21 protein-coding genes and 1 pseudogene are annotated in these 22,864 nt (G+C 68.0%); 9 read left to right on the top strand and 13 right to left on the bottom strand.

Translation table 11 applies throughout. The features are described 5' to 3' along the window. Window positions 1–859 precede the first annotated feature (859 nt). Window positions 860–3,154 carry a hypothetical protein gene (locus I5071_RS45875; RefSeq protein WP_206607133.1) on the top strand — a complete coding sequence of 765 codons (2,295 nt, stop codon included), beginning with the start codon at window positions 860–862 and terminating at the stop codon, window positions 3,152–3,154. Between the two features lie 1,034 nt (window positions 3,155–4,188). On the opposite strand, the gene I5071_RS45870 is transcribed toward I5071_RS45875, so the two are convergent. Continuing rightward, a complete protein-coding gene (locus I5071_RS45870; RefSeq protein WP_329611193.1) occupies window positions 4,189–4,923 on the bottom strand; it encodes a VCBS repeat-containing protein in 735 nt (244 codons plus the stop codon). 50 nt (window positions 4,924–4,973) lie between these two features. Between I5071_RS45870 and I5071_RS45865 the strand changes: the two genes are divergently transcribed. Further along, complete coding sequence (locus tag I5071_RS45865; protein ID WP_236607809.1) at window positions 4,974–5,111, top strand: hypothetical protein; 138 nt, start codon at window positions 4,974–4,976, stop codon at window positions 5,109–5,111. 172 nt (window positions 5,112–5,283) lie between these two features. Here I5071_RS45865 and I5071_RS47155 read toward each other — a convergent pair whose 3' ends face one another. The 5 genes from I5071_RS47155 to I5071_RS45850 form a co-directional block, all read right to left on the bottom strand. After that, window positions 5,284–5,580 carry an FG-GAP repeat domain-containing protein gene (locus I5071_RS47155; protein ID WP_419249704.1) on the bottom strand — a complete coding sequence of 99 codons (297 nt, stop codon included), beginning with the start codon at window positions 5,578–5,580 and terminating at the stop codon, window positions 5,284–5,286. After that, on the bottom strand, window positions 5,507–6,103 hold the full coding sequence (locus I5071_RS45860; protein WP_236607808.1) for a hypothetical protein: 597 nt from the start codon (window positions 6,101–6,103) through the stop codon (window positions 5,507–5,509). The genes I5071_RS47155 and I5071_RS45860 overlap by 74 nt, the downstream gene beginning before the upstream one ends. Further along, window positions 6,076–6,204, bottom strand: coding sequence for a hypothetical protein (locus I5071_RS46770; RefSeq protein WP_256432873.1), 129 nt, complete (start codon window positions 6,202–6,204; stop codon window positions 6,076–6,078). Before I5071_RS46770 ends, I5071_RS45860 begins: the two co-directional genes overlap by 28 nt. After that, on the bottom strand, window positions 6,201–6,401 hold the full coding sequence (locus I5071_RS45855; protein WP_236607807.1) for a hypothetical protein: 201 nt from the start codon (window positions 6,399–6,401) through the stop codon (window positions 6,201–6,203). Before I5071_RS45855 ends, I5071_RS46770 begins: the two co-directional genes overlap by 4 nt. Before the next feature lie 69 nt (window positions 6,402–6,470). Next, window positions 6,471–6,866: a hypothetical protein gene (locus I5071_RS45850; protein WP_236607806.1), complete on the bottom strand. Its 396-nt coding sequence runs from the start codon at window positions 6,864–6,866 to the stop codon at window positions 6,471–6,473. 1,043 nt (window positions 6,867–7,909) lie between these two features. Here I5071_RS45850 and I5071_RS46930 point away from each other — a divergent pair. The 3 genes from I5071_RS46930 (at window position 7,910) to I5071_RS45835 (ending at window position 11,228) form a co-directional block, all read left to right on the top strand. After that, window positions 7,910–9,445: a hypothetical protein gene (locus tag I5071_RS46930; protein ID WP_329611192.1), complete on the top strand. Its 1,536-nt coding sequence runs from the start codon at window positions 7,910–7,912 to the stop codon at window positions 9,443–9,445. A gap of 275 nt (window positions 9,446–9,720) precedes the next feature. After that, window positions 9,721–10,578, top strand: coding sequence for a hypothetical protein (locus tag I5071_RS45840; RefSeq protein WP_206607125.1), 858 nt, complete (start codon window positions 9,721–9,723; stop codon window positions 10,576–10,578). An 8-nt stretch (window positions 10,579–10,586) separates the two neighbouring features. Next, a complete protein-coding gene (locus tag I5071_RS45835) occupies window positions 10,587–11,228 on the top strand; it encodes a hypothetical protein (protein WP_206607124.1) in 642 nt (213 codons plus the stop codon). 418 nt (window positions 11,229–11,646) lie between these two features. Here I5071_RS45835 and I5071_RS45830 read toward each other — a convergent pair whose 3' ends face one another. After that, the gene (locus I5071_RS45830; protein ID WP_206607123.1) at window positions 11,647–12,027 is read right to left on the bottom strand and encodes a hypothetical protein; all 381 of its coding nucleotides are present in this window, start codon (window positions 12,025–12,027) and stop codon (window positions 11,647–11,649) included. 1,056 nt (window positions 12,028–13,083) lie between these two features. On the opposite strand from I5071_RS45830, the pseudogene I5071_RS45825 reads away from it, so the two are divergent. Continuing rightward, a pseudogene (locus I5071_RS45825) lies at window positions 13,084–13,419 on the top strand (GNAT family N-acetyltransferase); the annotation flags it as partial. A 19-nt stretch (window positions 13,420–13,438) separates the two neighbouring features. Here the strand turns inward: I5071_RS45825 and I5071_RS47150 are convergent. Both I5071_RS47150 and I5071_RS46765 read right to left on the bottom strand, forming a co-directional pair. Continuing rightward, window positions 13,439–13,567 (bottom strand): transposase, encoded by a 129-nt coding sequence (locus I5071_RS47150; protein WP_419249703.1) that lies wholly within the window; start codon window positions 13,565–13,567, stop codon window positions 13,439–13,441. Between the two features lie 19 nt (window positions 13,568–13,586). Continuing rightward, a complete protein-coding gene (locus I5071_RS46765; RefSeq protein WP_256432872.1) occupies window positions 13,587–13,715 on the bottom strand; it encodes a hypothetical protein in 129 nt (42 codons plus the stop codon). A 77-nt stretch (window positions 13,716–13,792) separates the two neighbouring features. Here I5071_RS46765 and I5071_RS45820 point away from each other — a divergent pair, with 77 nt between their 5' ends. Beyond that, the gene (locus I5071_RS45820; RefSeq protein WP_329611191.1) at window positions 13,793–14,608 is read left to right on the top strand and encodes an ATP-binding protein; all 816 of its coding nucleotides are present in this window, start codon (window positions 13,793–13,795) and stop codon (window positions 14,606–14,608) included. Between the two features lie 390 nt (window positions 14,609–14,998). Further along, the gene (locus tag I5071_RS45815; RefSeq protein WP_206607122.1) at window positions 14,999–16,768 is read left to right on the top strand and encodes a sensor histidine kinase; all 1,770 of its coding nucleotides are present in this window, start codon (window positions 14,999–15,001) and stop codon (window positions 16,766–16,768) included. A gap of 283 nt (window positions 16,769–17,051) precedes the next feature. Here I5071_RS45815 and I5071_RS45810 read toward each other — a convergent pair whose 3' ends face one another. The 3 genes from I5071_RS45810 to I5071_RS47145 form a co-directional block, all read right to left on the bottom strand. Continuing rightward, a complete protein-coding gene (locus I5071_RS45810) occupies window positions 17,052–17,495 on the bottom strand; it encodes a hypothetical protein (RefSeq protein ID WP_236607803.1) in 444 nt (147 codons plus the stop codon). Window positions 17,496–18,558: 1,063 nt separating this feature from the next. Further along, complete coding sequence (locus tag I5071_RS45805) at window positions 18,559–18,705, bottom strand: hypothetical protein (RefSeq protein ID WP_236607802.1); 147 nt, start codon at window positions 18,703–18,705, stop codon at window positions 18,559–18,561. An 80-nt stretch (window positions 18,706–18,785) separates the two neighbouring features. Continuing rightward, window positions 18,786–19,415, bottom strand: a complete 630-nt coding sequence (locus I5071_RS47145) for a recombinase family protein (protein ID WP_419249702.1) — start codon at window positions 19,413–19,415, stop codon at window positions 18,786–18,788. A 256-nt stretch (window positions 19,416–19,671) separates the two neighbouring features. On the opposite strand from I5071_RS47145, the gene I5071_RS45800 reads away from it, so the two are divergent. Continuing rightward, complete coding sequence (locus I5071_RS45800; RefSeq protein ID WP_236516683.1) at window positions 19,672–20,988, top strand: IS110 family transposase; 1,317 nt, start codon at window positions 19,672–19,674, stop codon at window positions 20,986–20,988. Between the two features lie 544 nt (window positions 20,989–21,532). Here I5071_RS45800 and I5071_RS45795 read toward each other — a convergent pair. Continuing rightward, on the bottom strand, window positions 21,533–22,801 hold the full coding sequence (locus tag I5071_RS45795) for a hypothetical protein (protein ID WP_236607801.1): 1,269 nt from the start codon (window positions 22,799–22,801) through the stop codon (window positions 21,533–21,535). Between the last annotated feature and the right edge of the window lie 63 nt (window positions 22,802–22,864).

Here is a 22,864-nt window from a genome sequence, read left to right as displayed (position 1 = left end):
GCGGCGCAGCCTCTTGTCGCTCGCCCCGAGCCCGGACGGAATCTCATTGCAATCGGTCTCCGAGTCCCTGCGCAACGCTCCTGGTGCCGTGTCTCTCCTCTCGCCATGGGCTCGCGCGGCGTGCGTCATCGTCGTCGCGCTCGCGCCGTGCTCGAGTCCGACGCCGCGACGATGGACGCGGCGACCGTGGACGCCGCTGCCCCGGATGCGGCGACGAACGATGGAGGCGACTCGGTCGGCGGGGGGAGACTTGGTCGATGGGATTGACTAGGTCGATGCGGGGTGACTCGCTCGACGAGGAGACTCGCTCGACGCAGGGCCGACGCCCCGCGTCCGACGCCGGCCGTGACTCGGGTGGTCCGTACGCAGCGGGCGCGGTGTGCGTCCTCGGTGCGATCCAGTCGGAGCCGGAGTCGTGCATCGGGGCTGCGGCACCGCCGGGACGCGCACGCGCACCCGCGAGAGCTCGTGCACGTGGGGCCCGTGGAGCGATCTCGGCGAATGCACGAGCTGCGAAGCGGCCGTTGAGACCGATACGCAGCCTTGCGGGAGCTGTGGCCCCGACGCGCGCGCATCCGCACGTGCGACCCGGGGACCTGCAGGTGGAACGCCTGGAGCGAGGGCGCCTGCGTCGGGCAGGCGAGGAGCGGGTGAGTCGTGCGGTCCGCCGCCGCGTGCGGCGAGTCGGCGGCACCTGGCGGGCCGTCTGCACCGACGCGTGCGCGCGTGGGGACCGTGGAGCGCCCGGAGAGCTGACCGCGCCACCAACGACGCGGCGGGTCACCCGACGTCGACGTCCGCGCATCGCGGTTGCCGTTCGAGTCCGAGGGATGGAGCGCCGTGGGAACGGCGGGGATGCATGATCATGATGTCGAGTCGAATCGGTCGATTTGGCTGCATAGCCATCTTGTTCTCGGCCGCGGTGATTCCGGGCTGCGCGGACGGCGGGGGAGCCCGTGAACGCGACGGGGGTCGAAGGCAGGACGCGTCCGGCGACGCGGGTGACGCGGGCGACGCGGAGTGCGCTCGCGACGAGGACTGTCCGGACGACGGCATCTTCTGCAACGGCCGGCTCATCTGCGACGCGCGAGGCGTCTGCATCGCCGGCACCATCCCGCTCTGCGATGACGGAATCGCATGCACGCGCGACGCGTGCGTGGCCGCGACGGATGAATGCCAGAATTCCCCCGACGACACCCTTTGCCCGTCCGAGCTGATCTGCTCGGCGACGGCAGGGTGCACGAGCCCGCCAACGTGTGAGTTCGATGCGGACTGCGGCGGCGACGGGACCTTCTGCAACGGTGACGAGGTCTGCGTCACGGGCGAGTGTCGGAGCCCGGGGGCCCGGAGCTGCGACGATGCCGACTCCTGCACGGCCGACGAGTGCGTCGAGGCGGTGGGCGGCTGTGCCAACGTCCAGTACACCGATCATCTCGAGAATCCGCAGCACTGCGGGCCGACCGGTGCGAACGACTGCATGGTGTGTCCCGGTCCGGCGATCGACATGGTGAACACCGAGGCCGCCTGTCGATCGGGCCTGTGCGAAGTCGTATGCTCGCTCGGGTTCGCCGACGGTGATCGGAACCCTGCGAACGGCTGCGAATGCGCGATCGGGGTGGGATCCGACGACCCCGACGGCACGTTTTCCGACATCGACTGCGACGGAATCGACGGTGATCGCGAGCGCGGCATTCTGGTGTCCGCGTCTCTCGGTGCCGACAACGCCACGTGCGGTCTCGACTTCGCCACGCCGTGCCAGTCCATCACGCGTGGCCTCGCGCGAGGCGCCGAAACCGGCCGCAGCGACGTCTTCGTGATGGCCGGTACGTATCGCGAGATTCTCTCGCTCCGCGACGGAATGCGAATCTTCGGTGGCTACGACGCGAGCTGGGTCCGCGCCGGTCGCGACACCACGGGACATCGCACGGAGATTCGAGGCGGCCTGCACCCGGGTGAGGGACAGTTCGTGACGATCCGAGCGCGCGATCTCTCGCTCGGAGCGCTCCTGGAGGGTCTCGTGATCTTCGGGCCCGACGCCACCGGCGCGCGTGCCGAGGGCGCTCAGAGCTCGTATGCCGTGCACGCAGTCAACGCTCGGGTCGAGCTGGTTCGAGTGACCGTCATCGGGGGCGCGGGTGCGGCGGGCACTCCGGGCACGGATGGAATGGACGCACCGTCGATCGGCTCGCGCGCCGACATGAACGGTATCGGAGGTGGGTGGGCGAGTCACTCCACGGACGTCTGCAACAACACGAGCCGGGGCGACGGGGGCAATGGAGCCTCGAACTCTTGCCCTGCGACACCTGGTAACACGACCGGCGGAGATGGAGGAGACGGCGGGACCGCGGAGACGCGCTGTCGGTGCCCCTTCGACTGTGACCTCGACAGCACGCGCGGTATGGATGGCCAGGACGCTGCCAACCTCGTCCCGCCTGCCGGCTGGGCCGGCAATGGCGGTCCGCCCTGCGCCGGCGCGTGGGACGGTGAAGCGGGGCAAGACGGCTTCGTGTCCAATGGCGCTCCCGGCGTCGGTGCGTCGAGCGCTGCGGGCCGTCTGGTCGGCAGTTACTGGTACTCGTCGCCGGGCGGCAGTGGCGGTGTCGGTCAGAACGGTGGCGGCGGCGGGGGTGGCGGCGGCAGTGGCGGCTGCGACACCGGCACCGACTCGTGGGGGGCCGGGGGTGGTGGCGGCGGAGCCGGTGGCTGCGCAGCGCTCGCTGGCGGAGGCGGCGGTGGCGGTGGCGGCGGCAGCTTCGGTGTCTTCGCCGTCGGCGGCTCGACGATCTCTGCCTCGGAGTGCCTGGTGCTCCGGGGGAGCGGCGGCGCTGGCGGCGCAGGTGGCTGGGGCGGCGCGGGCCAATTTGGCGGCTCCGGTGGATCCGGCGGCGGAACGACCGACGATTCCGGCCCCGGTGGGCCGGGCGGCGCGGGTGCTCACGGTGGGCACGGCGGCGGAGGCGGTGGTGGCGCCGGGGGCTCGGCCTATGCCTTCTTCACGTCCGGCGCGACGTTGGTTCAGACGTGCGACGTGAGTGCGGGCGCGCCGGGCCCGGGGGGCAACGGAGGGGCCTCCGCGCCGCACGCGTCGCGGAGCGACGGATTCCCGGGTACGCCCGGTGTCGCCGGCACCGTCGGAATCGCCGGGAGTCTCTGATTGCCACGATCAGTTGGGCTGAGGCTGGTATCCGCAGTGGCGGTACCAGCCCGCGAGGTCGGCGAGCGTGATGGAGTCGGTCGCTCGTGCGACTGCGTCTGCGAGTTCTCTGAGCGTGCTGGCGCTCCACGAGCTCGGGGCTCGCTCCGCGCTGCGGATGGTCGACCGCACCGGGGGGTGACGATCGAACATCCGCGCTACGGGGGTGCGAAGGTGAAGGACGATCTTGGATTCGCGTTGTTCGTGCTCGCGCTGATGGCGGGCGGTTGCGCGGTGAGTCTGGGCGGAGCGTTCCTGCTCTCGTTCCTCGGAGGTGTGCCGGTATGAATCAACCCCAGTACGACGTGCGTGGCGCGCGCATCGTGACGCGCCTCGACGTCCGCGACGCGGTGGTCGCGTTCTACCTGCGCACGGGTCGCTCGGCGCGACTCGACGACATCGCCGAGCAGCTCGGCTGCGCGCCTCGCAAGGTCTCGCAGCTGATCGCGAGATACCGACGCACCGGCTCGGTGGCGCCTACGCAGCAGAAGAACGGGCCCGACGCGAAGCTTGGCGACGACGACATTCGGGTTGTGCGCGAGCTGCTCGAGGCGGAGTCGGCAGGGAGAATTCGAGAACGTCGACGCACTCGCGCTCGCTCGAAGCACCGGCAATCGCCGGGCACTCGCAGATATCAGCGATCGCCTCCTCGCTGGCGTTGACCTGTCGATCGACCGGATGGGTCGATTGCGGGGAACCCGGGAAGTGCCAGCATGAGTGCGAAACGAGCGATACGTGCGCCAGACGCCTGTTCATCGAACTTCTCCTTGAGAGTCTGCGTCGCGAGCAATACCTGTTCCGGTGTCGCTTCAGCGGTCTTTAATGCTGAGGAGCGACCTGGCGTGCACGGATGTCGTCGCTATCGCAACAGCGTAGCGATTCAGACGCGGTGTGAACGCGTGCGCGCACGCCAGCGAAGGAGGCGAGCACGAAGAGCCAGCGGAGCATCGGCGCTCGACCGCTCCTCAGAGCGACGCTCGGAGAACCCACCGCGCTCAGATCACCTCGGGCGTCATGAGCACCTCGAGGGCATCGACCCCACGCCGAACGCTCTCTCGATCGCCGCGCTCGATCGATCCGACGATCGTGCCGTCGTCTTCGACGTTCGTGACGTGATAAGCGTGCTGGTTCCAAATCGTGCGCGACGACGCCCAGCGATCCCGGTTGTCGCGGAACACGCGAATCCCGGCGTGGCAGCCCGCATGCTGCGCGCGGCAGACGTCACCGGTGCCGGGCGTGCCCTCGAGTGCTCCGGCGCACGAGTACGTCGCCGGACACTCTGCGTCGTTTGTGCAACGGCAGTAGCCTTGGTCGCACGACCCGGACACGCAGTCTTCGTTCGTCTCGCACGCCACGCCCGCGTGGATCGGATCGATTGCGGGGCAGTAGCCATCGGTCCGGCACTGGTCGCTCGAGCCCACGATCATCTCCGCCGAGCCGTCGCCGTCCGGGTCCGCGATCGTGATGTACTCGAGCCACGTGTATGAGAAGTGCCCCTGCGAGAACACGGCCTCGCCGTTGCGACCATCGTAGACGCGCACGAAGCACTCGTCTCCGTATACGACTTCTGCGCGCCCGTCCGCGTTGAAGTCGAACACCGACGATCCGGTTCGGTTTGCTCGACATGTCCTGTGAAGGATGCGACCAGAGTCGTTGTCCGGACTCGACTTCAGCGAGGCCGAATACCTCGTAGCTCCGACCGAACGCGACTCCGATCTCGCGCACGCCATCGCCGTCGAAGTCGGCGACCGTCGGAGGTCCGCCGATTCCCTCGGTACTGGTGGCGATCTCCGCGATCAGCCCGCCGCCGAGCGTCGTCACCCAGAGCTTTCCCGACATCGTCGAGACGATCTCCGGCGCGCCCGGCACATCGCCGCGCAATTCGGGAAAGTCTCCGAGCTCCGCGACCGCGACCTGACCGGCGGGTGCAACGGTCCAGAACCCCGGCTCGTCTTGAAAGGTCCGCGTGCCGGGATCGAACTGCCACACACGATTTCCGGCCACCGCCTCGATCCGGCCGTCGGAGTCGTAGTCACCGACGGTCATCGACGAGCCGTTGCTCCCCACGTGCGCCCAGCCCGACAGCGTCGTCAGGCGCACGCCGTCCGGTCCCCAGACCGCACCTTCGAAGAGCACTTCCGGAAGGCGTCATCGTCGAGGTCGTAGAGCGAGATGCCGCCCCACTGACACTCCGTCATGCCCCACCGATCGGGCGAGCCGTCGCTCAGCCGCGTGCTCCAGAGGCGCGTGATCGTTCCATCGCTCGCCACTCTGAATGCGATGAGCCCACCTGCCGACGCCGCGGCGACGATCTCAGGCCGGCCATCGCCATCGAGGTCGCCGATCGCCGGAGTGACCGGCGAGTTCAGAGGCGCGTCGTTCCACACTGCCTGAGACCGACACGTCGCGCGCGTCGAGGATGCGCAACACGCCGTAGCCCACGCACTGGCCCGGAGCCATCTCGTCGTAGTCGTAGCTCGCGACGTAGACGATGCTCGGGCGAGATGGGTCGCCGGCGGTCGCAGCGGCGATCCCGAGCTCGGCCACGAGCGGTGTGTGGAGGATGGCGAGCGCGCTCGGGTTCGGATCGCCTGGCGGCGCGAGCTCGAATGCGCACTGGAGCTGCGGCAACACGGGGCCGGGCGGCGGCGGCCGAAGGCACTGATCGTCGAACTCGCCAGGCCCGAAGCGTTCGCAGTGACCGTCGACGCAGCGCGCATCTCCGACGCAAGGACGATCGAAATCACACGCCGGTCCGGTCGCGTCCCGCGGCGTGCGCGCATCGTCGGGAGCGCCGTCCGCCGGCGCGCCGTCCGGGGGCCCGGAGCAATTTGTTGGCGATCCTGAGAAAGCGCGGATTTCTGGACCGATTTGCCAGTTTGTCAGCGCACCTGCTCGCGCCAACGCCACCCGCCGTCGAGAACCTCGCGCACGACGCGAAACGACTCGTCCACGACCTTGCGCGCGCGGTCGTACTTCTCCGGCAGCAGGTCGAAGCGCAGACGCGTCACCGCCGCGTCCTCTCGCTCGAGGCCTCGAGCACCACGGCGACGCCGAGAATCCGCCAATCAAGCCCGATGTCGCTCGTCTCGACGTACGGGTAGAAGTGCGCGCAGCGTGCGACCTCGCGCGGCGTGAGAGCGCGTGCGTCGTCGCTCGGATTCGGCGCTCTCACGCCGGGCCATTCAAGCGTCTCGACGGTGTCCACGCGGTTCGCGGAAGCGCCGATGTTGAGCGCGCCGAGCTCGCCGCCGATGCTGTCCGTTGCCCAGCGGCTTCAATCGTACTGAACCTGAATCTCACGCCACAGCGCGTCGATCGCGGGCGACCCGGCCGTGAGGCCCTGCCACTGGATGCGCGACGTGATGCCCTCGTAGCCGGTGCGGTTGCTCGTGGACGTCCCAGGGAACGCGCTGGCGAGCGTGCAGACGTAGTCGGAGCCGCTGAGCTGAACGTCAGTGATGCGCCGGTAGTGCGGATCGCCACCGCCGACGTTCGCGCTCACCCAATCGTTGACCTCGGGCGTGACCGGCGGCTGCAGCGCCACGTGCTCGGTCCCGAGCGGCGGCGCCTGGAGCACCCGCGGCGCACCGCCGGGCTGCGGGTCGAGCGGGACCTGGGTCACGAGCTGCACGCCGCGTCCGTTCAACGCCTGCGAGGCGGCGACCACCATTCGCACGCAGGCGTGCCACTGACAGGCACGCTCGGGCCCTCCGTGCGGCCCAGTCGCAGGCCGCGCGGGACTCGCCGCGACGCGAGCGCAGGGAAGCCGCGCCTCCCGTGGCGACGAGCTCTCGGATCGGCGAGCGCGCGTCGTGCCGCGACGGCGACCCGTGCACCACCGATCCTCATCTCGTCGGCGGCACGGAGCTGGTCGGTTGAGTCCCAGTCCCGCAGCCAGATGAGCTCTTCCTTGAGCGTGCGGATGAATCACTCCGCGACGCGTTGCCAACGGCAGAGCGCCACGAGCAGCCTCGGCTCCATCGAGCGTCGCGAACCGGAACACTTCGCATCGCCCCTCGGTCCCGACGCGCCCTTGGCTGTCTCGCGAACCTCGATCACGAAGAACCGGAACCGGCCGCGAACCGGGTCGACGCTGACGAACACGTCTCGCATCGCGCGCCGACGGCAAGCAGCAGCACCCGACTGACACTGCGCCACGAGCGGCGGATCGCCCGAGGCGTTTCAGATGAGGTCGACCGTCGCGAACCTTCCCGCTCTTCAGGCTACCGCGCGAGGTTGCTGCGCGACCCTTCGTGCGCGACGAGCGTCAACGGCTCGCCCCGCTCCGGAACAAGGTGAGCGACGGCATGCCCGCAAGAGGAAGCCGCGCCTGACCATGCTCAAGGTCGTCGTCAACGCGTCGAAGACGGTCGCGCTGTTCCTCGTGCAGTCGTTCCTGTTCCAGGTCGGGTCCAGTCCCCAGCGCGCCCGACGGATTCGTGCGTCGAGCAACGCATTGCGTGCGGTGAGCATTCGTCCACCTCGACGCGCTCTTCGTGCCGGTCCGCGACGGCTCGCGCGCGCTACGCCGCCGTGCTCGGATTCGATTCGTTCAAGACGGAAGCTCAGGACCGACTCAAGCTGCTGCCCGAAGCGGCTTGAGCTCTGTGGCGCGACAGACTGGCCGGTGAGGGCGCGAAGCTCGGAGCGGCAGCCCGCGACGCGCTTTCGCTCCCGCTCGAGCGGTCGTGTACGACGGCCGAGGAGTTCCGCATGAGTACGAGCAGTGCGGCGTCGCTTGCATACATCTTTCATCTCGTGCTCCTGATCTCAATTTCCATTCAGGCCGGCGGTTGCACGTCCTGCGTCTGTTTTCTCGGTCACGAGTGCGGCGGAGAATGCGTGGCTCTCGACGATCCAAACCACTGTGGCGCATGCGATCGGCGCTGCGGCGCCGACCTAGTATGCAGGTCAGGGTCTTGCGTATGCCGCGCGGGCGAGACGCTCTGTGGCGACTCGTGCGTCGATCTCGAGAACTCTGACGATGATTGCGGAGCGTGCGGCGAAACATGCGCGGTGGGTGCGACGTGCGTTGATGGATCGTGCCGCTGCCCGGCGGAGCGGCCTGATGTGTGCCGCGGACGCTGCGTCTCGCTGGCGAGCTCGACCGAGCACTGCGGGGCGTGCGCGAACCGCTGCCTCGCGAGTGCGGCGTGCGAAGAAGGCGTCTGTCGATGCTCCGGCGTGCGCGGCGCGGTGTGCGATGGAACGTGCGTTGACCTCGCGTCGGACGAACGCCACTGCGGCGCTTGCGGCGTCGCTTGCGAGCCCGGCGCGGTGGTCGCGATGGCGATTGGTGACACTCATCGGTGTGCGATGAGCTCCGATGGGCGAGCGCGCTGCTGGGGCTACGGAGCTGTGGGCCAGCTCGGCCTCGAAGACCGGGACTACGCCGCCTCCCCGACCACCGTCCCGTTCGCGTCCGCAGTCACCGCGATCGCGACGGGCGCTGCGCACAGCTGCGCGATCGCTGGAGGTGAGCCGTGGTGCTGGGGCCGCGGCGCAAGCGGCCAGCTCGGGAGCGGAGAGGCGCCGAGGGAGGCGCGCACTCCAGTGCGCGCGCTGCTCTCCGATATCGTGTCGATCGCGGCGGGCCGTGACGCGACGTGCGCGTTGACCGCGACCGCCGAGGTCTGGTGCTGGGGCCGCGCCGAACAGGGGATCGTCACCGGGGCAGACGTCTCCGTCGAGGCACCGACCCTTCTCAGCACCGGCCCTGCGAGCCGGATTACAGTCGGAGGTCGACACATCTGCTGGCAGCTCTCCGACACGCTCGAGGTCCGGTGCCGGAGCGGCTCGACGGACGACGAGATCGACACGTCGAGCTGGGTCGGCGCGGCGGATCTCGCGGCAGGATGGAGCCACGTGTGCGCGGTGGTCGACGGCTCGGTGCGCTGCGCCGGCGAGAACAATTGGGGCGAGCTCGGTGACGGCAGCAGTGGCGAGCACGCGCGAGAGCCGGTCATCGCAGTCCTCAGCAGCCCTGCAGTCGAGGTCGAGGCGCTCGACCGAGCCACGTGCGCCCTGCTCGCATCCGGCGAAGTGCACTGCTGGGGGTTCAACGAGGGCTCTTTCATCCTCGGCGAGAGTCTCTCCACGTCTACGCCGACCCCGCGACACGTCGCGAGTGTTGCCGGGCAACACCTGTTCTGTGGATCTTCGAGTTGCTGCGTGATTCGCGAGCCCGGCGACGTGCGGTGCTGGGGAAATCGGGAGAACGAGGGCGAGCCCGAGAGCGTGCGGTGGTAGTCGGATTGCTATCGGACGGACAGAGCCGCTGATCGAGGCGGTGGCGTGGCACCAACGCGGAGGAGGTCCCGCATCGCGAGCGTTGTGGGCCCACGGACGGTCCCCCGAGTGCAGGGACGAAGAGCCTGCGGAGGAGCGAATCGCGGCTCAGGTCACCGAGGAGAGGCGCAGGCTCACGAGCGATGGACCACCGAGCACGCACTGAGCACCAGCGCGGAGCATGCGCCTCAGTAGGTCGCGCGCAGGCTCGCACAGCACATCGCCGCGCGTGGTTCATGGCTGTTACGCTCGTCGCGAGCGGCGCATGCAGGGAGGACGCGCGACCGGCCGAGCCGATGCATGAGGTCGCGATCGGTCGAGCGCACCTCGGAGGGGCCAATCAGGAGCGCACAGGCACGCGCGCCGTTGATGAGTATGGGCCTTCGCGCGCGCCGGTCGGCTTCGGAGCCGCCCAGCTACCCACGGATCCGCCGCCCACCACTCGCCGGGCACTGCGCGCGGCGCTGCGCGCGCGTGAGCGCGGGGAGCACGACGTGTCCGAGCGCGCGCTCGCGGAGATCGTTGCAGCGCAACCGTTGTGGGCCCTTGCACGCTTCGAGCACGCGTGCGCGCTCGCGCTACTCGGCCGCAACGACGAGGCCGCGGCCGAGCTTGAGTCCGCGGTCCTACGCGACCTGCCGGAAATCGCCCCGCGGCTTGAGCGCGACGCCGATCTCGCGGCGCTCCGCGCGTCGCAAGAGTGGGGGCGCGTCGAACGAGCACTCGCGGCAGCCCGCGCGGACTGGGAGGGGGCCCTCATCCAAGGCGCGATTGTGGTGCACGAGACGGTGGACACTCGCGACGAAGGCGGCTGGAAGCACGCGATCCGCCGCACGGCGCAGCCGGGAGTGTGGCTCCACGACGAGCAACGGTTCGTGCCGATGGGACCGCGCGTGAGCGCTGAGTCGAACGACCCGGTTAACGTGCTAGCGACTAGTATCCTCGACCGCGAGCGCCGGGTCGTGGTGACCGCGACGGGGCTCGGCGTGGGGGAGGAAGGCGACTCGATCTCGGAGCTAACAAAATTACCGCATGGCGTGCGATTTCGGGCGACCAGCTCGCGCGCTACTTCGGGCCGCGCCCCGACGCACTGAGCAGCGTGATGCAGCGGCGCGCGCACGCGCTCGAGAGCGGCCTCGCGATCGACTGGCTCTCCTGGCGGCCTGGCGGTGACCGTCGCGTGGCGCGGGTCGTGGGCGAGACCGAGGGTTCTTTCGACGCGGCACACGTACCGCGCATCGACATCGGGCGGGATGGTGCCGACGCCGTGCTTCTGCCGCTTCGCTCCGCGCTGACGCTGCAGGGACGCACGCTACACGTCGCGAGCGACAATGATGCCCACCGGTCGGAGGGCCCGGTGTCGATCGTGCTCGCGGAAGCACACCGCGAGAGGAACCTCGGCGAGCCGGTCGTCCTCGCGTGGCCTCCGACCGGTCGCAACTTCCTTGTGCTGACTGTCGAGCGATACGAGGGCATCCACTACCGCGGCGACGCGCGCGCAGCGCTCTCTCGTGTGGATCTCCAGACGGCAACGACGACGCTGGTCGCAACTGGCCGAGGCTCAGGCGCCCTCGCGATCTCGCCCGACGGCGCGGTGTACGCGCAGCTCGGCGAGCGGACGTTGCGCATCGGCGACGGCGACGTCGTGGAGGAGCTCCCCGCGGGGCTCGTGCTGGTTGCAGGGACACCGCGAGCGCTCGATGAGACTGTGGTCCGTGAGCTGCTTTCGCTGCCGACCGACTGAGAGGACGGCTTCAGTTCCCGCGTGCTCATCAGCAACGTCCTGCGTATGCCGCGTGGTGTACCACAGCGCGGAACATTCCCACTTCGCGCCCACAGCGGAGTTGAGTAGGCGTCCGGCGCCTATTCAGAGGTTGCCCCCTGGGGTTTTCCGGACGCCCCTCGCCGAACCCGGCGTGCGCCTTTCGTTACGCACCGGGCTCTCCATAGATGTTGACGCGAAGTCTGGAGTCTTCTGCCAGGCGAGGGAGTAGGGGCGGACTCGCGTTTCCGCGACGACGACGGGATAGGTGGTTCCATCGCGCCATCGTCGGTGCCGACGACGGAGTGGTGCACGCCGAGCTCGGTGGCGATGGTGTTGACCTTCCAGTGCTCGACGAAATAGAGGCGACGGATCTTCGCCTCGAGCTCGGCCGAGATCGTCATCGCGATCGCCGCGCGGCGAAGAGCACGAGCTGCCGAGGTCGACGTCGCAGCGCCCCGACGCGATCACGACGTCGGCGGCGCTCGTGGTGAGCCTCGACCTCGAGCGTGTAGAGCGCGCCGCCGAAGTCGCCGAACCACTCGTCCCAGAGCGGCGTGGCGGACGAAGAGCGACGCGAGTCCGCAGTGAGCACAGCGCGGACTGGCGAGCCCTGCCAGAGGGCGATCGCTTCGAGCAGCCACTGCAGTGCTCGCGGATGACTCGGGCGCGTGTCGAGCGCTGCTCGCAGCACTGTCGTGCTTCCGGTCTCGTCGTCCTCCGTCGCCACCACGCGCGTCGAGGTCGCGCTCAGCGACACCTGCACTCGAAGCTCTCGCATCGGGATCGCTCCTCGGCTCGGTGCCGGCGAAGAGTGGAGCGCTGCTCGCCGTCGAGCCCGAGTCCAAGCTGCAAGTTTTCGGAGCGCTCGCGGAACTGTGATCCGTCACGCCGATTGCTCGACGACGAGTGCGCAGAGCTCGGTTTCGATCACGATGGTCGAGGCGACCTTCGATCGAATGCTGATGCCGGCGTCGCGCTTCACGAACGGAACGTCGTCGAGCGCCTGTCCGGCATCGCGTCGAGCAGTAGCGGTGCCCGCGGTCGCATCGCGCGCAGAGGAAGAACACCTGCGAGCAGTCCGCGCATACGACGAACCGGAGCGAGTCCTCCATGCCCGGTCGACGGAAAACTCGACGTCGACCGAGCACTCGTGAGAACACCGGCTCACGACCTGCCCGGTCGAAAGCCTCGGTGTTCCACCACCGGCGCTTCGGTCTTCCGTCCCCCGATCAGCCGGGTCTCACACCACGGATATTCGGTCCAAATTTCCGCGCTTCTCGGGGATCACTAACACCGCTGCGCAAGCCGACGACATTCTCCGAAGGCGCGTCGGGCTATGAACGGCTGCGCTCGATGCTCGGCGAGCCCGCCGACGCATCCGGCGCGATGGAGGCGACGGGGCACACTGGCAGAACCTGTTCGCGTTCCTACACGCAGCGGGGTTCCAGATCGCGCCGCTGAACCCAACCGCACGTCGCGGTTCGCCGCAGAGGATCCGAGAGCTCGCTTGAACGCATCACCACGGGAGGCGCGGCTCCCCTGCGCTCGCGTCGCGGCGAGTTCCGCGCGGCCTGCGACTGGGCCCCACGGAGGGCCCGAGCGTGCCTGTCAGTGGCACGCCTGCGTGCGAATGGTGGTCGCCGCCTCGCAGGCGTTGAACGGACGCGGCGTGCAGCTCGTGACCTAGGTCCCGCTCGACCCGCAGCCCGGCGGTGCGCCGCGGGTGCATGTGCGCGTCAGCGGCCCTCGTCCGTTCCGACGAGGGCATCATCGGCAGGTGGACGTGCGACCGATCGATGTGCGTGACCCCGAGATCGCGCAGCGTCTCTGGCAGATGCAGCGAGCCGCCTACCGCATCGAGGCCGACCTCATCGGATTCGAGGCCATTCCGCCTCTGCACGAGAGCCTCGAGCAGCTCATTGCTGCACCGCTCACGTGGCTCGGCGCCGTCGAGGATGGCGAGCTCGTCGGCGCGATCGCCTATGTAGTCGAGAGCGGCACCTGCGACATCAACCGCCTCTTCGTCGACCCGCGGTTCGTGCGTCGCGGTTGGGGACGGCGGCTCACCGAGTCGGTGCTCGAGCACCCCGTCGTCACCGTCTCCACGGGAACGGCGAACACGCCCGCCCGCGAGCTCTACCGATCGCTCGGCTTCGTCGACGTCGCCACCCGCGAGATTGCGCCCGGCACTACGGTGACGATCGCGGAACGTCGTGCGGCGCCTCAAGGCGCCGCTGATGCTTCGGGACGACCTTCGGCTCGAAGCTCCCTTCGCGGTCGCGCGGGACCGCGATGGTGAGGCGCGTCAGTCGGCACACGTCCAGCGATCGACGTGGATCAGTCGAAGATCACCTCGAGCGTCGCGTCGCTCGAGAAGATGCCCCGGTCGAGGTCTCGGGCGAGCGAGCCCCTCAGCACCACCATGCCCTCGCCCTCGGCGGCGAGCTCGACCGTCGCGCCGATCACAGCGAGCGGTGGAGCCCAGCAGCAATGACCACGTCGATCACTTCCCAATCCGCGTACAGCCACGTCCTCGGCACGGCATGGGCGCTCTCGCGCCGCCCGCATCTGTTCAGGCGCTCTCGATGCGATACGAGCGCAAGAGCATCGTGCTCACGACGAACCTCGCCTTCGTCGACTGGCCGAGCATCTTCCCGAGCGCGACGTCGGGAACCGCACTCATCGATCGCGTCATCCATCACGCCGACGTGAGTCCCCTTTGGAACGCCGAGATGCTCATCGGCGAACAGCTCAAGCTCGCGCCACAACGCGTCAACCGGATCGGAGAACGTCGCCGCGAGCACCGACGATATCCGGGCCGCACTCGAAAGCGCAGCCCGGTCCGGGCCGCCGTGCCGTTCGACGAGCCAAGCGGCGAAACGGGTCGTCGCGTCGACTCGAGTCCGGTCGAGCATGGTCGGGCCGAGCGGATCGAGCAGCCCCGCGAGATAGGACACCACCTCCGGCAAGGACCCGGTCGGAGGGTAGGTCAGTCGAAACGCGCTTTCGGGAAGACGACTTCAGCGCGCCAGCACGCACATCTTGCCCAGGCCGGGCTCGCCCACAAGCAGCACGTAATAGCGATCGCGGCACGCCTGTACGAGCTCCTCGACCAGCGGCCCGGGACTCGCGCATCCCGAAGTGCGACAGCCACCTCATCTCGGAAGGGCCTGCGCACGACGCGACGTTCGAGATGCCGGCCAACAACTTCGTGGTCGTGCTGCGTCGCGCGAGACGGGTCGAGCCGGCAGCCGCCAAGCGTCCGAGGGGCGGTGCTGCGCTCCGGGGGAGGCTCGGTCATGGCTCGTCTCGTGGTGCCCGGCTCGTGGGTTCGCTCGCGGTCCTCGCGCTGGCGGTAACGCCGGGGTGCAGCGGCTCGACCGAGATCGTCGCCGACGCGGGCACCGGCTGGCGCCGATTTGCCCGACGCGCGCGACTTCTGCGACCCGCACGTGCTGGAGCCCTCGGGCGACGATCAGCGCTCGATCTTGCTGCTCGCTAACACCCAACGGAGACCGAAGGGAACCTTCTGAAGGGCCACGCCGAGCGCAGCGGCTGCGTCTCCGGCAATTGTCGGGCGCTGTGACGGGTGTGGCTTCTTGCACTGCTGGTGAGCGCTTGTTACCCTGCATGTGGGCGTGCATATTTGCGTTGGCAACGCTCTCACACGTCCTCCGGGCCGCGATTCTTAGATTCGCGCCGGAACGCGTGCCGTTCTCGCACCAGTGGACACGGGGTTACGTTCACCCATGGACGCGATCGCATTGCTCGCTTTAGGTCGAGCCGCCCAGGCGCTGTCGCAGGCCGATGGGGACCATGCTGCCGAGACGCTAGTCCGAGCTGCGACCGAGTGGAGCGGAGCTGAGCGGGGCTCCATTATCGTGACGACCAGCGACGGGTTCGTGATTGCGGCCGCCGTCGAGCCGACCGCACGCGCATTGGAAGACGTTATCGATGCGGAGACGCCCGACAGGTTTTCCCATTCGGCTGTTTCTGTCGCGCAAGCGTCCATGCAGTCTGTAGTCGTCGACGACGCAGCGCAGAACACGCATTTCACGCAAGATCAATATATTCGAAGATGGAAGCCGCGATCGGTGTGCTGCGTACCGATGATTCACCACGATGAGCTGATCGGCTTCTTGTACCTTGAGCATCGCGTGGCCGCGGGGGTGTTTGACGGCAGCCGGGTGGTCGGTCTCGAATTGCTCGCCGCACACGGTGCCGCCCTCTGGGCATGTGCCCGACTCGCCGAGCGCTTGAGAATCGAGAGAGATGAGCGACAACGCGTAGAAGCAGGGCTTGCCGCCGTGCATGAGGCGTCTATCGCAGTCGCTGAATCGCTCGACTACGACGTCACGCTGTCGCGCATTGTGCATGCGGTTGTGCCGCTTATGGCGGACTGGTGCATCGTCGATCTGGTTGAGGATTGCGGTTACCGTCGAGCAGCCGTCGTCCACGCAGACGCGCAGAAGGTCGGCTTGCTCGCCGAACTCCAAGACAGCTATCCCCCCCGGCCGGGCTCGTCTCAACCTGCAATACGGGCCCTCGAACGTGGTGAGTCGCTGCTGATTCCGGATCTCTCGGACGAGGAGATCGATGTGTCCTCACATGACGCCCGTCACGCAGAGGTCATTCGCTCGCTCGGGACGCGCAGCGTTTTAGCGATCCCTCTGCAAGCACGAGGAAAGACGCTGGGCGCGATCACGTTTGCGGCAGGAACGGCCGGTCGGTTCGGCCGAATCGAACAGGCACTCGGCGAAGCGTTCGCTGAGAGGGCAGCGCTAGCGATGGATAACTCCAGCCTGTACCGGAGCGCCCTTCGGGCGATCGCCGCGCGAGATGAGTTCCTCATGGTCGCATCGCATGAGTTGCACACGCCGATGACCGTTCTCCGTCTTGCAGTTCAGTCAATAACAGCGCAGCTCCTCCCTGGTGCCCAAGAAGGAGTCGAGCGCATGTGCGTGCTCCTTGAGCGCCAGATTCAGCGCCAGACGAGGTTGGTCAATGAACTTCTCAACGTCGCGCGACTCGACGCGGGAAGTCATGCGTCATTTCGTGACGAGGTCGACCTCCGGCAAGTGATTCACGACACTCTCGAAATGTTCAGCCTCGAACTCACTCGAGCGCGATGTGAAGTTCAGCTGGATCTCAGCGGGGGACTTGTGGGCATCTGGGACCCCGCACAAGTCGAGCAGATCCTCGTCAATCTGCTGAGCAACGCGATCAAGTTCGGTCCTGGAGCGCCGATTGAGATCCGCGCAGAGGTGGTCGGTGATGTCGCGCGGCTGTCCGTCCGCGATCACGGAATCGGGATCGCACCGGACAAGCTCCTGAGCATATTCGACCGTTTTCAGCGCGGCGTGTCTCCTCGTAACTATGGAGGTTTGGGTCTTGGCCTGTACATCGTTCGGCGTGCGGTCGACGCGCACGGAGGAAGGGTTTGGGCTGAGAGCACTCCAGGAGCGGGCGTTCTGGTGACGGTAGAGCTTCCCGGCGCGCTGACTGAGCGGCGTGCTTGAGCTCGACTTCGACACCGAGCGTGTTGAGCTGCTTGATAAGCCACCCGGCGGTCTTCTCACGATCGACGGTGGTGAGATGAAGACTCGCTGCCGGAGACGCACGCGCTCGAGCAGCACTGCGACTGGGGACGCTCGCCTATGCGACCGACGGCTCGCGACCAGCCATTGGACCGGGCGTTTCGCGCCGAGTCGCGGAGCGACTTGCTGTTGATCACGCGGCGGGTGCTGTCTTTCCCTCCACGGCCTATTTCCGAAGGAGTTCGGTGCCGCCTCTTGCGGCAGCTCAGGTTGCCGAGCGCTGCACGGAGGCGCGGAGGTCTTCCAGGTCGTTCTTTAGCGTCGACCAGCGACTCTCGGGAACGCCTAGATACTGCAACGCGGCGTCGATATCCGCCGACTTGAACGCCCGCAGCGACGGATTGAACCATGCTATTGCCGTAACTGCACCACGCACGAGCGCGCTGTCATTGAGAACTGCGACAGGGACCGTGCGCCCAGCCAACATTTTGGTAAACGCTCCGCGCTGCTTCGCGTTGGGGCTTCCACCCTGCGTGTGGACCAGTTGGGCCAGCGGCGCTGCTCCCTGGGCGTCGACTGCCTCGACGTACTCTCCCCACTCCTCGTCAGACGGCGGCCGGTTCGTATGAACGAGAAGCATGACATTCTCGACCAGTTTGAAGGCCATCGTGTGCGCGATGCGCGGGGAATGGTTACGGTCTTTCGTCATCGCCTGTCATCATTGGTGCTGCTTTGCCGAATCCCGGCAACCAATCTGCGTCATGCATGCGTCAGGCTCTCACGAATTGCCCGCCGAGCGCAAACACTGGTCGTGTAGGGCCGCAGGCTCGGCTGCAACTGTCGTAGATCGTGATCAGGAGCGAGCGGGACCGGGAACGACGCGTCATCGAGCCTCTCGCCGCGCACGGCGGCGCGGCGAGAGACTCATAAGCATGCCGCGTGCCGCGCGATCCCGATGCCGACGAACATCCGGCCGAGGTCCCGGAGGACGTCACCTTCCGCGCGAGCGTCGCGAAGCTCGACGCCGCACCCGCGCCGAGACCTCCGGCGCCGCCCGTGCGGGCGCCGAGCCCCCGTGCCCGCCGCGCCGGCTGCCCCCGCCCCGGCTGCCGGTCCGCGGGCCGCGACGGTCGACCCGGCGTGACGGACGCGGGCGCGACCTACGCGCATCCGCCTTGATTTATCGACCGACAATGTTGTCTGAACGTCGACGATCGGACAGGACCCTGCCTCGATCGCCTTCGTACAGTCACGCGCACCTTCGTACGGTCGCGCGTACCTCGGTCAGTGGCCGGGCCGCCCGCACCATCGCGCCAGTGAGAAGGGGGCATTGGACGCGATGACGCGCACCGCGTGTCGCGGGCGGCCCGGCTCGCTTTGAAAGCGAAGCACGTGTTGTGCCCAAGCGCTCCCAGCGGCGGCGTTTGTCGCTAGAACGGCGCGCACATCGAGAATCTGAGCGAGAGCCGCACCATTGAGGAGTGGTGTCGGATGCGCAGCAGTGTTGCATCGACGTCAATGCAACGCGGGGGATCGGAGTTAGCTGTGCCGTCGAACCGACCGAAGCGTGAACGAGGTGGCCGCCGCCTCGGCGTGAATCACTGGACGCTGAGGTATTGGCTCGACCAGGAGCGACCCAAACGCCTCCGGCGAACGCGACCGCGGAGCAGAAGGTCGCGCGGCTCGAGCGAGAGCTCGAGAAGCTGAAGCGCCAGAACGCGTGCCTTCAGGAGACCCCGAAGTCCCGAAAAAGCGGTGACGCGCTCAATCGCTCAGAGTTTCTGGAGGTTCAGATTTTCCGGAACCACCACACGATCGGCCAGCGAACCGCGGCCATCGGCCGTCAGATCGTTCGCGCCGTGATAGGTCGACGCACGCACACGACGATACCGGTGCTCCCTCACGTCGACGAGGCACATCGTCGACGTGAGGGCCGTCGCTCACGCTCGTGATGCCCATCGTCGGCGTGACGGGCACCGGTCACGGTCGCCGATGCCCATCACCCAGCGTGAGCGATCGTCCCGCATCCAGCGTGCGCGGTAACACCAAGGCACGAGCTCTGCCGGACGACTGCAGGAAGACGTCGTTCCTCCGCTGCTGGTGCAGGGGGATGCGCATCGAAGTGTGCGTCGCAGTGGACTGCGGATCGGCTCGGCGCGTCGTGCCCACGATGAATGCGCCGAGCCTTTTGCGTCGCTCGCGCAGGTTGGTACGGAGAGAGACGTGGCCCTGAACGACGAAGCGTCAGCGTGACGCCCGCCTGCGCGCGCGGAGCGCCGCGCGCCGACAGCCGGCGAGGAACGCGCAGAGGCCTGCGCTCCACCGCTTCACACGCATCGCTGCGTGCGTCCGCTCGCCATCGCTTCGCGCTCCCACTGCGCGACATGCCGAGCACGTTGAGGACGAGCCGCCCGGCCGCGCTGCGCGTGTCGATCGACTCGGCGACTGAGACGAGGTCGACACCACTGCGCTCCGCGAAGTGCGATGCGAGCAACTCGCCCAGGTCGCGCACGCTGCGCGTGAGCCGGTCGAGCTTCGCCACGACGAACGCGGGCGAGCGTCGCCCGCCCGGAGCATCGCGAGCGCAGCGGCCAGCTCGTCGCGAGCGAGCCGGCGCCCGCGCCGGCATCGACGAACACGTCGACGAGCTCGACGTCCGCCCACGCCTCGATGCGCGCACGCTGCGCCTCGAGCGACAGCCCCGAGCGCGCCTGCTCCTGCGAGCTGAGTCGCGCGGGAGCGCGGAGCGCGTCGGCGCAGCGCGGTCAATCTCGCTGGCGCGTGAGCTTGTATCTAGTGCACCGGCCGATTGCCCGCCGTGGTAGGGCTGCCGGTCCAGCGGTTTCGGGAGAGGGTCGCCGCGTAGGGCTTGGGGCATCGTCCCCGTGACTGAGATTGGCGCCCTCGACCGAGTTTCTTTGCTCGAACGGTATCCAGAGGCGTGGCTCGTCCACCGTCCTCGCATGGACAAGCAAGGGCACGAAGCTCGGCTCCGAGGCTCCCGGGGACGCGAACACGAGCTCGAGAGGCACATGAGATTCGTCGGGATCGACATCGGTTCGGAGAAGCACGTCGTCGCGATCGTGGACGAGGCGGGCAAGGCACTGCGGAAGCCGACGCCGTTCTCCGAAGACGCGTCGGGCTACGAGCGACTGCGCTCGATGCTCGGTGAGCCCGCCGACGCGTTCATCGCGATGGAGGCGACGGGGCACTATTGGCAGAACCTCTTCGCGTTCCTGCATGCAGCAGGGTTTCAGGTCGCGCTGTTGAACCCGACGCGCACGTCGCGGTTTGCAGCCGAGGATCTGCGGCGCGCGAAGACCGACGCGCTCGACGCTCTGGGCATCGCACGCTTCGCGCAGCAGAAGAGACCTGCGGCGACCCCGATGCCCGATGAGGCCACGCTCGAGCTGCGTGAGCTGATCCGGCTTCGCGACCGCCTCGTGCAGGACCTCGGCGACCGCACGCGGCAACTGCACCGCGCGCTCGACCTCTGTTTTCCGGAGTTCACCGAGCACGTGCGCGACGTGGCTTCGGCCAAAGCGACCACGCTGCTCATCGCGAGTCCGACCGCCGAGGCCTTCCGTGCTGCCGACCCGAACGCGCTGGCGGAGCTGAAGTACGACGGCCGCCACGTCATCGGTGTCGAGCTCGCGCAAGCGCTCTGCGCGGCTGCGAAGACCTCCGTGGGCCGCCACCAGGGCACGGCGTACGAGCTTCAGATCCGCTACGCGTGCGAGGACATCGCGACGCTCCGAGCGCGGATCAAGAAGCTCGACGACGACATCGGCCAGAGCCTCGAGCGCCACGAGGTCGGCAAGCTGCTGACCACCATCGACGGCGTCGGCGACAACACCGCGGCGCGGATGATCGCCTCGATCGACTTCGACGCGTTCAAGAGCGCGGCCGCGCTCGCGGCGTACGTCGGCGTCGCCCCGATCGTGAGCCACTCAGGCAAGCGCCAGCCACTGCGAGGCCCCGCCTGCACGATGGGCGACGCCGACCTGCGCGCGAAGCTCTGGATGCCGACGCTGCGAGCGGTGACCCACAACCCGTGGCTCAAGGCGTTCTACGGGCGCCTGGTCGCGGCCGGAAAGCCGAAGAAGCTCGCGATCATCGCTGCGATGCGCAAGCTCCTCGGCGCGATGATCAGCGTCGCGCGCACCCGCACGCCCTTCGTGCCGAGGCTCGCGGCGGCCTGACGACCGCACTTCGAGCTTGCACGAGGTCACGGTATCTCAGTCGAGCGGGACGTCGGCGTCGCTCGACGCGTCCTCGTACGTCGCGTCGATCTTCCTCATGCAACCCCACGCCCGATGTTCTTTGGGCACCGCAGGGGCCTGTGTTCGACACCGAAGCGACTCGATGAGTCCGTCGAAACACAGGCCCCCGCGGTGCCTTCGTGATCGGACGTGGTCCAACGCACGAACGCATCGCGTGATGCGCCCGTCGACGCGCGTGCCCGCGTCGTTTGACCCGACGTGGATCGGAACGCTCGCGGAGAGCGCGCGATCGCAGACGCAATCACCGAACACGTGCCGTCGCACATGCGCGCGCCCGCGCCTCCGATGGTGATCCGCGTTGGCGCGCGGCTCGCTGACGCGAGCGTCGTCACTCGGTGCCAGATGCTGCCCTCGAGGGCGGCGCGATCGCGCGCGAGCGTCCTCGGACGAGGCTCTGCGCTCTCGGCGCGCGCGCGATATCGCGCGTACGCGATCACATCAACCGGGGCCGGGTTAGCAGCGATCACTCCTCGAGACAGGTAATCAGCGTGAAGGTGAGGCCGCACGCCCTGTTCTCAGACCTGGAGAAGAAAGCGACGCGGGTGGTTCCAGCGAGTCCGGCCGTTGCGGTCAGGGTCGAGTCCATCCAGTTGTTGCACGTTGAGGCCGACGTACCGGCCGCCGCGGGGCTGGCGCTGCCGATCCAATGGACATAGTTGCCGAAGTGGAAGGAGCCAGTGGCGTCGACGTTTGGCGCGGTGTCGAAATACTCGGCTGTAGCCCACTCCGCCGCGGTCGGCAGCACGATTGCGTTGTCGACGCGTGCCCACGCCCCGCGCGTAAGGTCGAAACGAGAGAGCGGGCTGGCGCCGTCGGTCGCCAGGAGTGCTCGAAAGTTCCCTGAAAGCCCCGCCGACTCAGCGTCGCTCTGGCACGCGGCATCGGCCGCCTGAATTCCGCCACCCGGCGTCCAGAAGCGCTGGAACGATCGACGCAACCCGGGGGCCAGCGTCGGCGGAGCCACACTCGTGGATCGATCGATGCCGAAGCAGTAGATACGTCCGCCTCGCGAGCAATCCACGCCTGCGTAGTTCTCGAACATGTAGCTCGCCCCCGAGCTGAGGCCGCTGAGTGTCGTACCGACGTTCCCTGTAAATCCCGAACAGCCGTCGTTCCACGCCACGCCATTCTCGGTCGTGTTCGTCATCGCCACCACCTCACCCACGTCGTTGCCGAACTCATCGAGACGCGGAGGGAAATAGAGCGCACCCCTGGCCACATCGTCGACTGTATTGGCGAAAGGAGCACCGTCTGTACGGACCCAACCAGATGCCGACTCCAACCTCGTGCGAGCATCGACGGCGCTGTCGGACAACCAAGCTCGGTACGTGCCCGAGAGCCCTGCAGCACTCGCGCGTGCCTGGCACGCCGCATCGGCGGCGCTCAGGCCGCCGAGGTTCCCGGGGTACGTCGTCGACGTAATGAAGATGAGGTTGGGCTCGGCGGGTGACGCCGAGGCATCCGGGGTTGTCGAGGCATCCGGGGTTGTCGAGGCATCCGGGGTTGTCGAGGCATCCGGGGTTGTCGAGGCATCCGGGGTTGTCGAGGCATCCGGGGTTGTCGAGGCGTCCGGCCCGCCATCGCGAGAATGAAGCGACGCGTCTCCAACGCGGGCATCGACGGAAGCATCTTCGCTGGGATCGATGTACCGATCGCTGTCGCTGAGCAGCGTGCACCCGCTGGAGGCACACAGGAGCGCTGCCGAGCCGAGGAGCAGAGTCGTGATCCTCATTCGCTTCCTTCGAAGATCAGCACGTGCGCCACGCAGGGCGAGAGCGTGATCCAACCTTCTACG

This window comes from Sandaracinus amylolyticus (assembly GCF_021631985.1).
GTDB lineage: Bacteria > Myxococcota_A > Polyangia > Polyangiales > Sandaracinaceae > Sandaracinus > Sandaracinus amylolyticus_A.
Note: the sequence above shows the minus strand (reverse complement) of the source record. Positions and strands in the feature narration are given on the sequence as shown.

Excerpts from the sequence above, each read along its gene's own strand:
- I5071_RS45835 (WP_206607124.1), top strand. The coding sequence starts at position 10,587 with ATGCAGCGGCGCGCGCACGCGCTCGAGAGCGGCCTCGCGATCGACTGG.
- I5071_RS45810 (WP_236607803.1), bottom strand. The coding sequence starts at position 17,495 with ATGACGAAAGACCGTAACCATTCCCCGCGCATCGCGCACACGATGGCC.
- I5071_RS46930 (WP_329611192.1), top strand. The coding sequence starts at position 7,910 with ATGAGTACGAGCAGTGCGGCGTCGCTTGCATACATCTTTCATCTCGTG.
- I5071_RS45795 (WP_236607801.1), bottom strand. The coding sequence starts at position 22,801 with ATGAGGATCACGACTCTGCTCCTCGGCTCGGCAGCGCTCCTGTGTGCC.
- I5071_RS45805 (WP_236607802.1), bottom strand. The coding sequence starts at position 18,705 with ATGTGCCTCGTCGACGTGAGGGAGCACCGGTATCGTCGTGTGCGTGCG.
- I5071_RS45815 (WP_206607122.1), top strand. The coding sequence starts at position 14,999 with ATGGACGCGATCGCATTGCTCGCTTTAGGTCGAGCCGCCCAGGCGCTG.
- I5071_RS45875 (WP_206607133.1), top strand. The coding sequence starts at position 860 with ATGATCATGATGTCGAGTCGAATCGGTCGATTTGGCTGCATAGCCATC.
- I5071_RS45850 (WP_236607806.1), bottom strand. The coding sequence starts at position 6,866 with ATGGTGGTCGCCGCCTCGCAGGCGTTGAACGGACGCGGCGTGCAGCTC.
- I5071_RS47145 (WP_419249702.1), bottom strand. The coding sequence starts at position 19,415 with ATGCCGGCGCGGGCGCCGGCTCGCTCGCGACGAGCTGGCCGCTGCGCT.
- I5071_RS45870 (WP_329611193.1), bottom strand. The coding sequence starts at position 4,923 with ATGGCGTGCGCGAGATCGGAGTCGCGTTCGGTCGGAGCTACGAGGTAT.
- I5071_RS45830 (WP_206607123.1), bottom strand. The coding sequence starts at position 12,027 with ATGCGAGAGCTTCGAGTGCAGGTGTCGCTGAGCGCGACCTCGACGCGC.
- I5071_RS45820 (WP_329611191.1), top strand. The coding sequence starts at position 13,793 with ATGGGCGCTCTCGCGCCGCCCGCATCTGTTCAGGCGCTCTCGATGCGA.
- I5071_RS45840 (WP_206607125.1), top strand. The coding sequence starts at position 9,721 with ATGGCTGTTACGCTCGTCGCGAGCGGCGCATGCAGGGAGGACGCGCGA.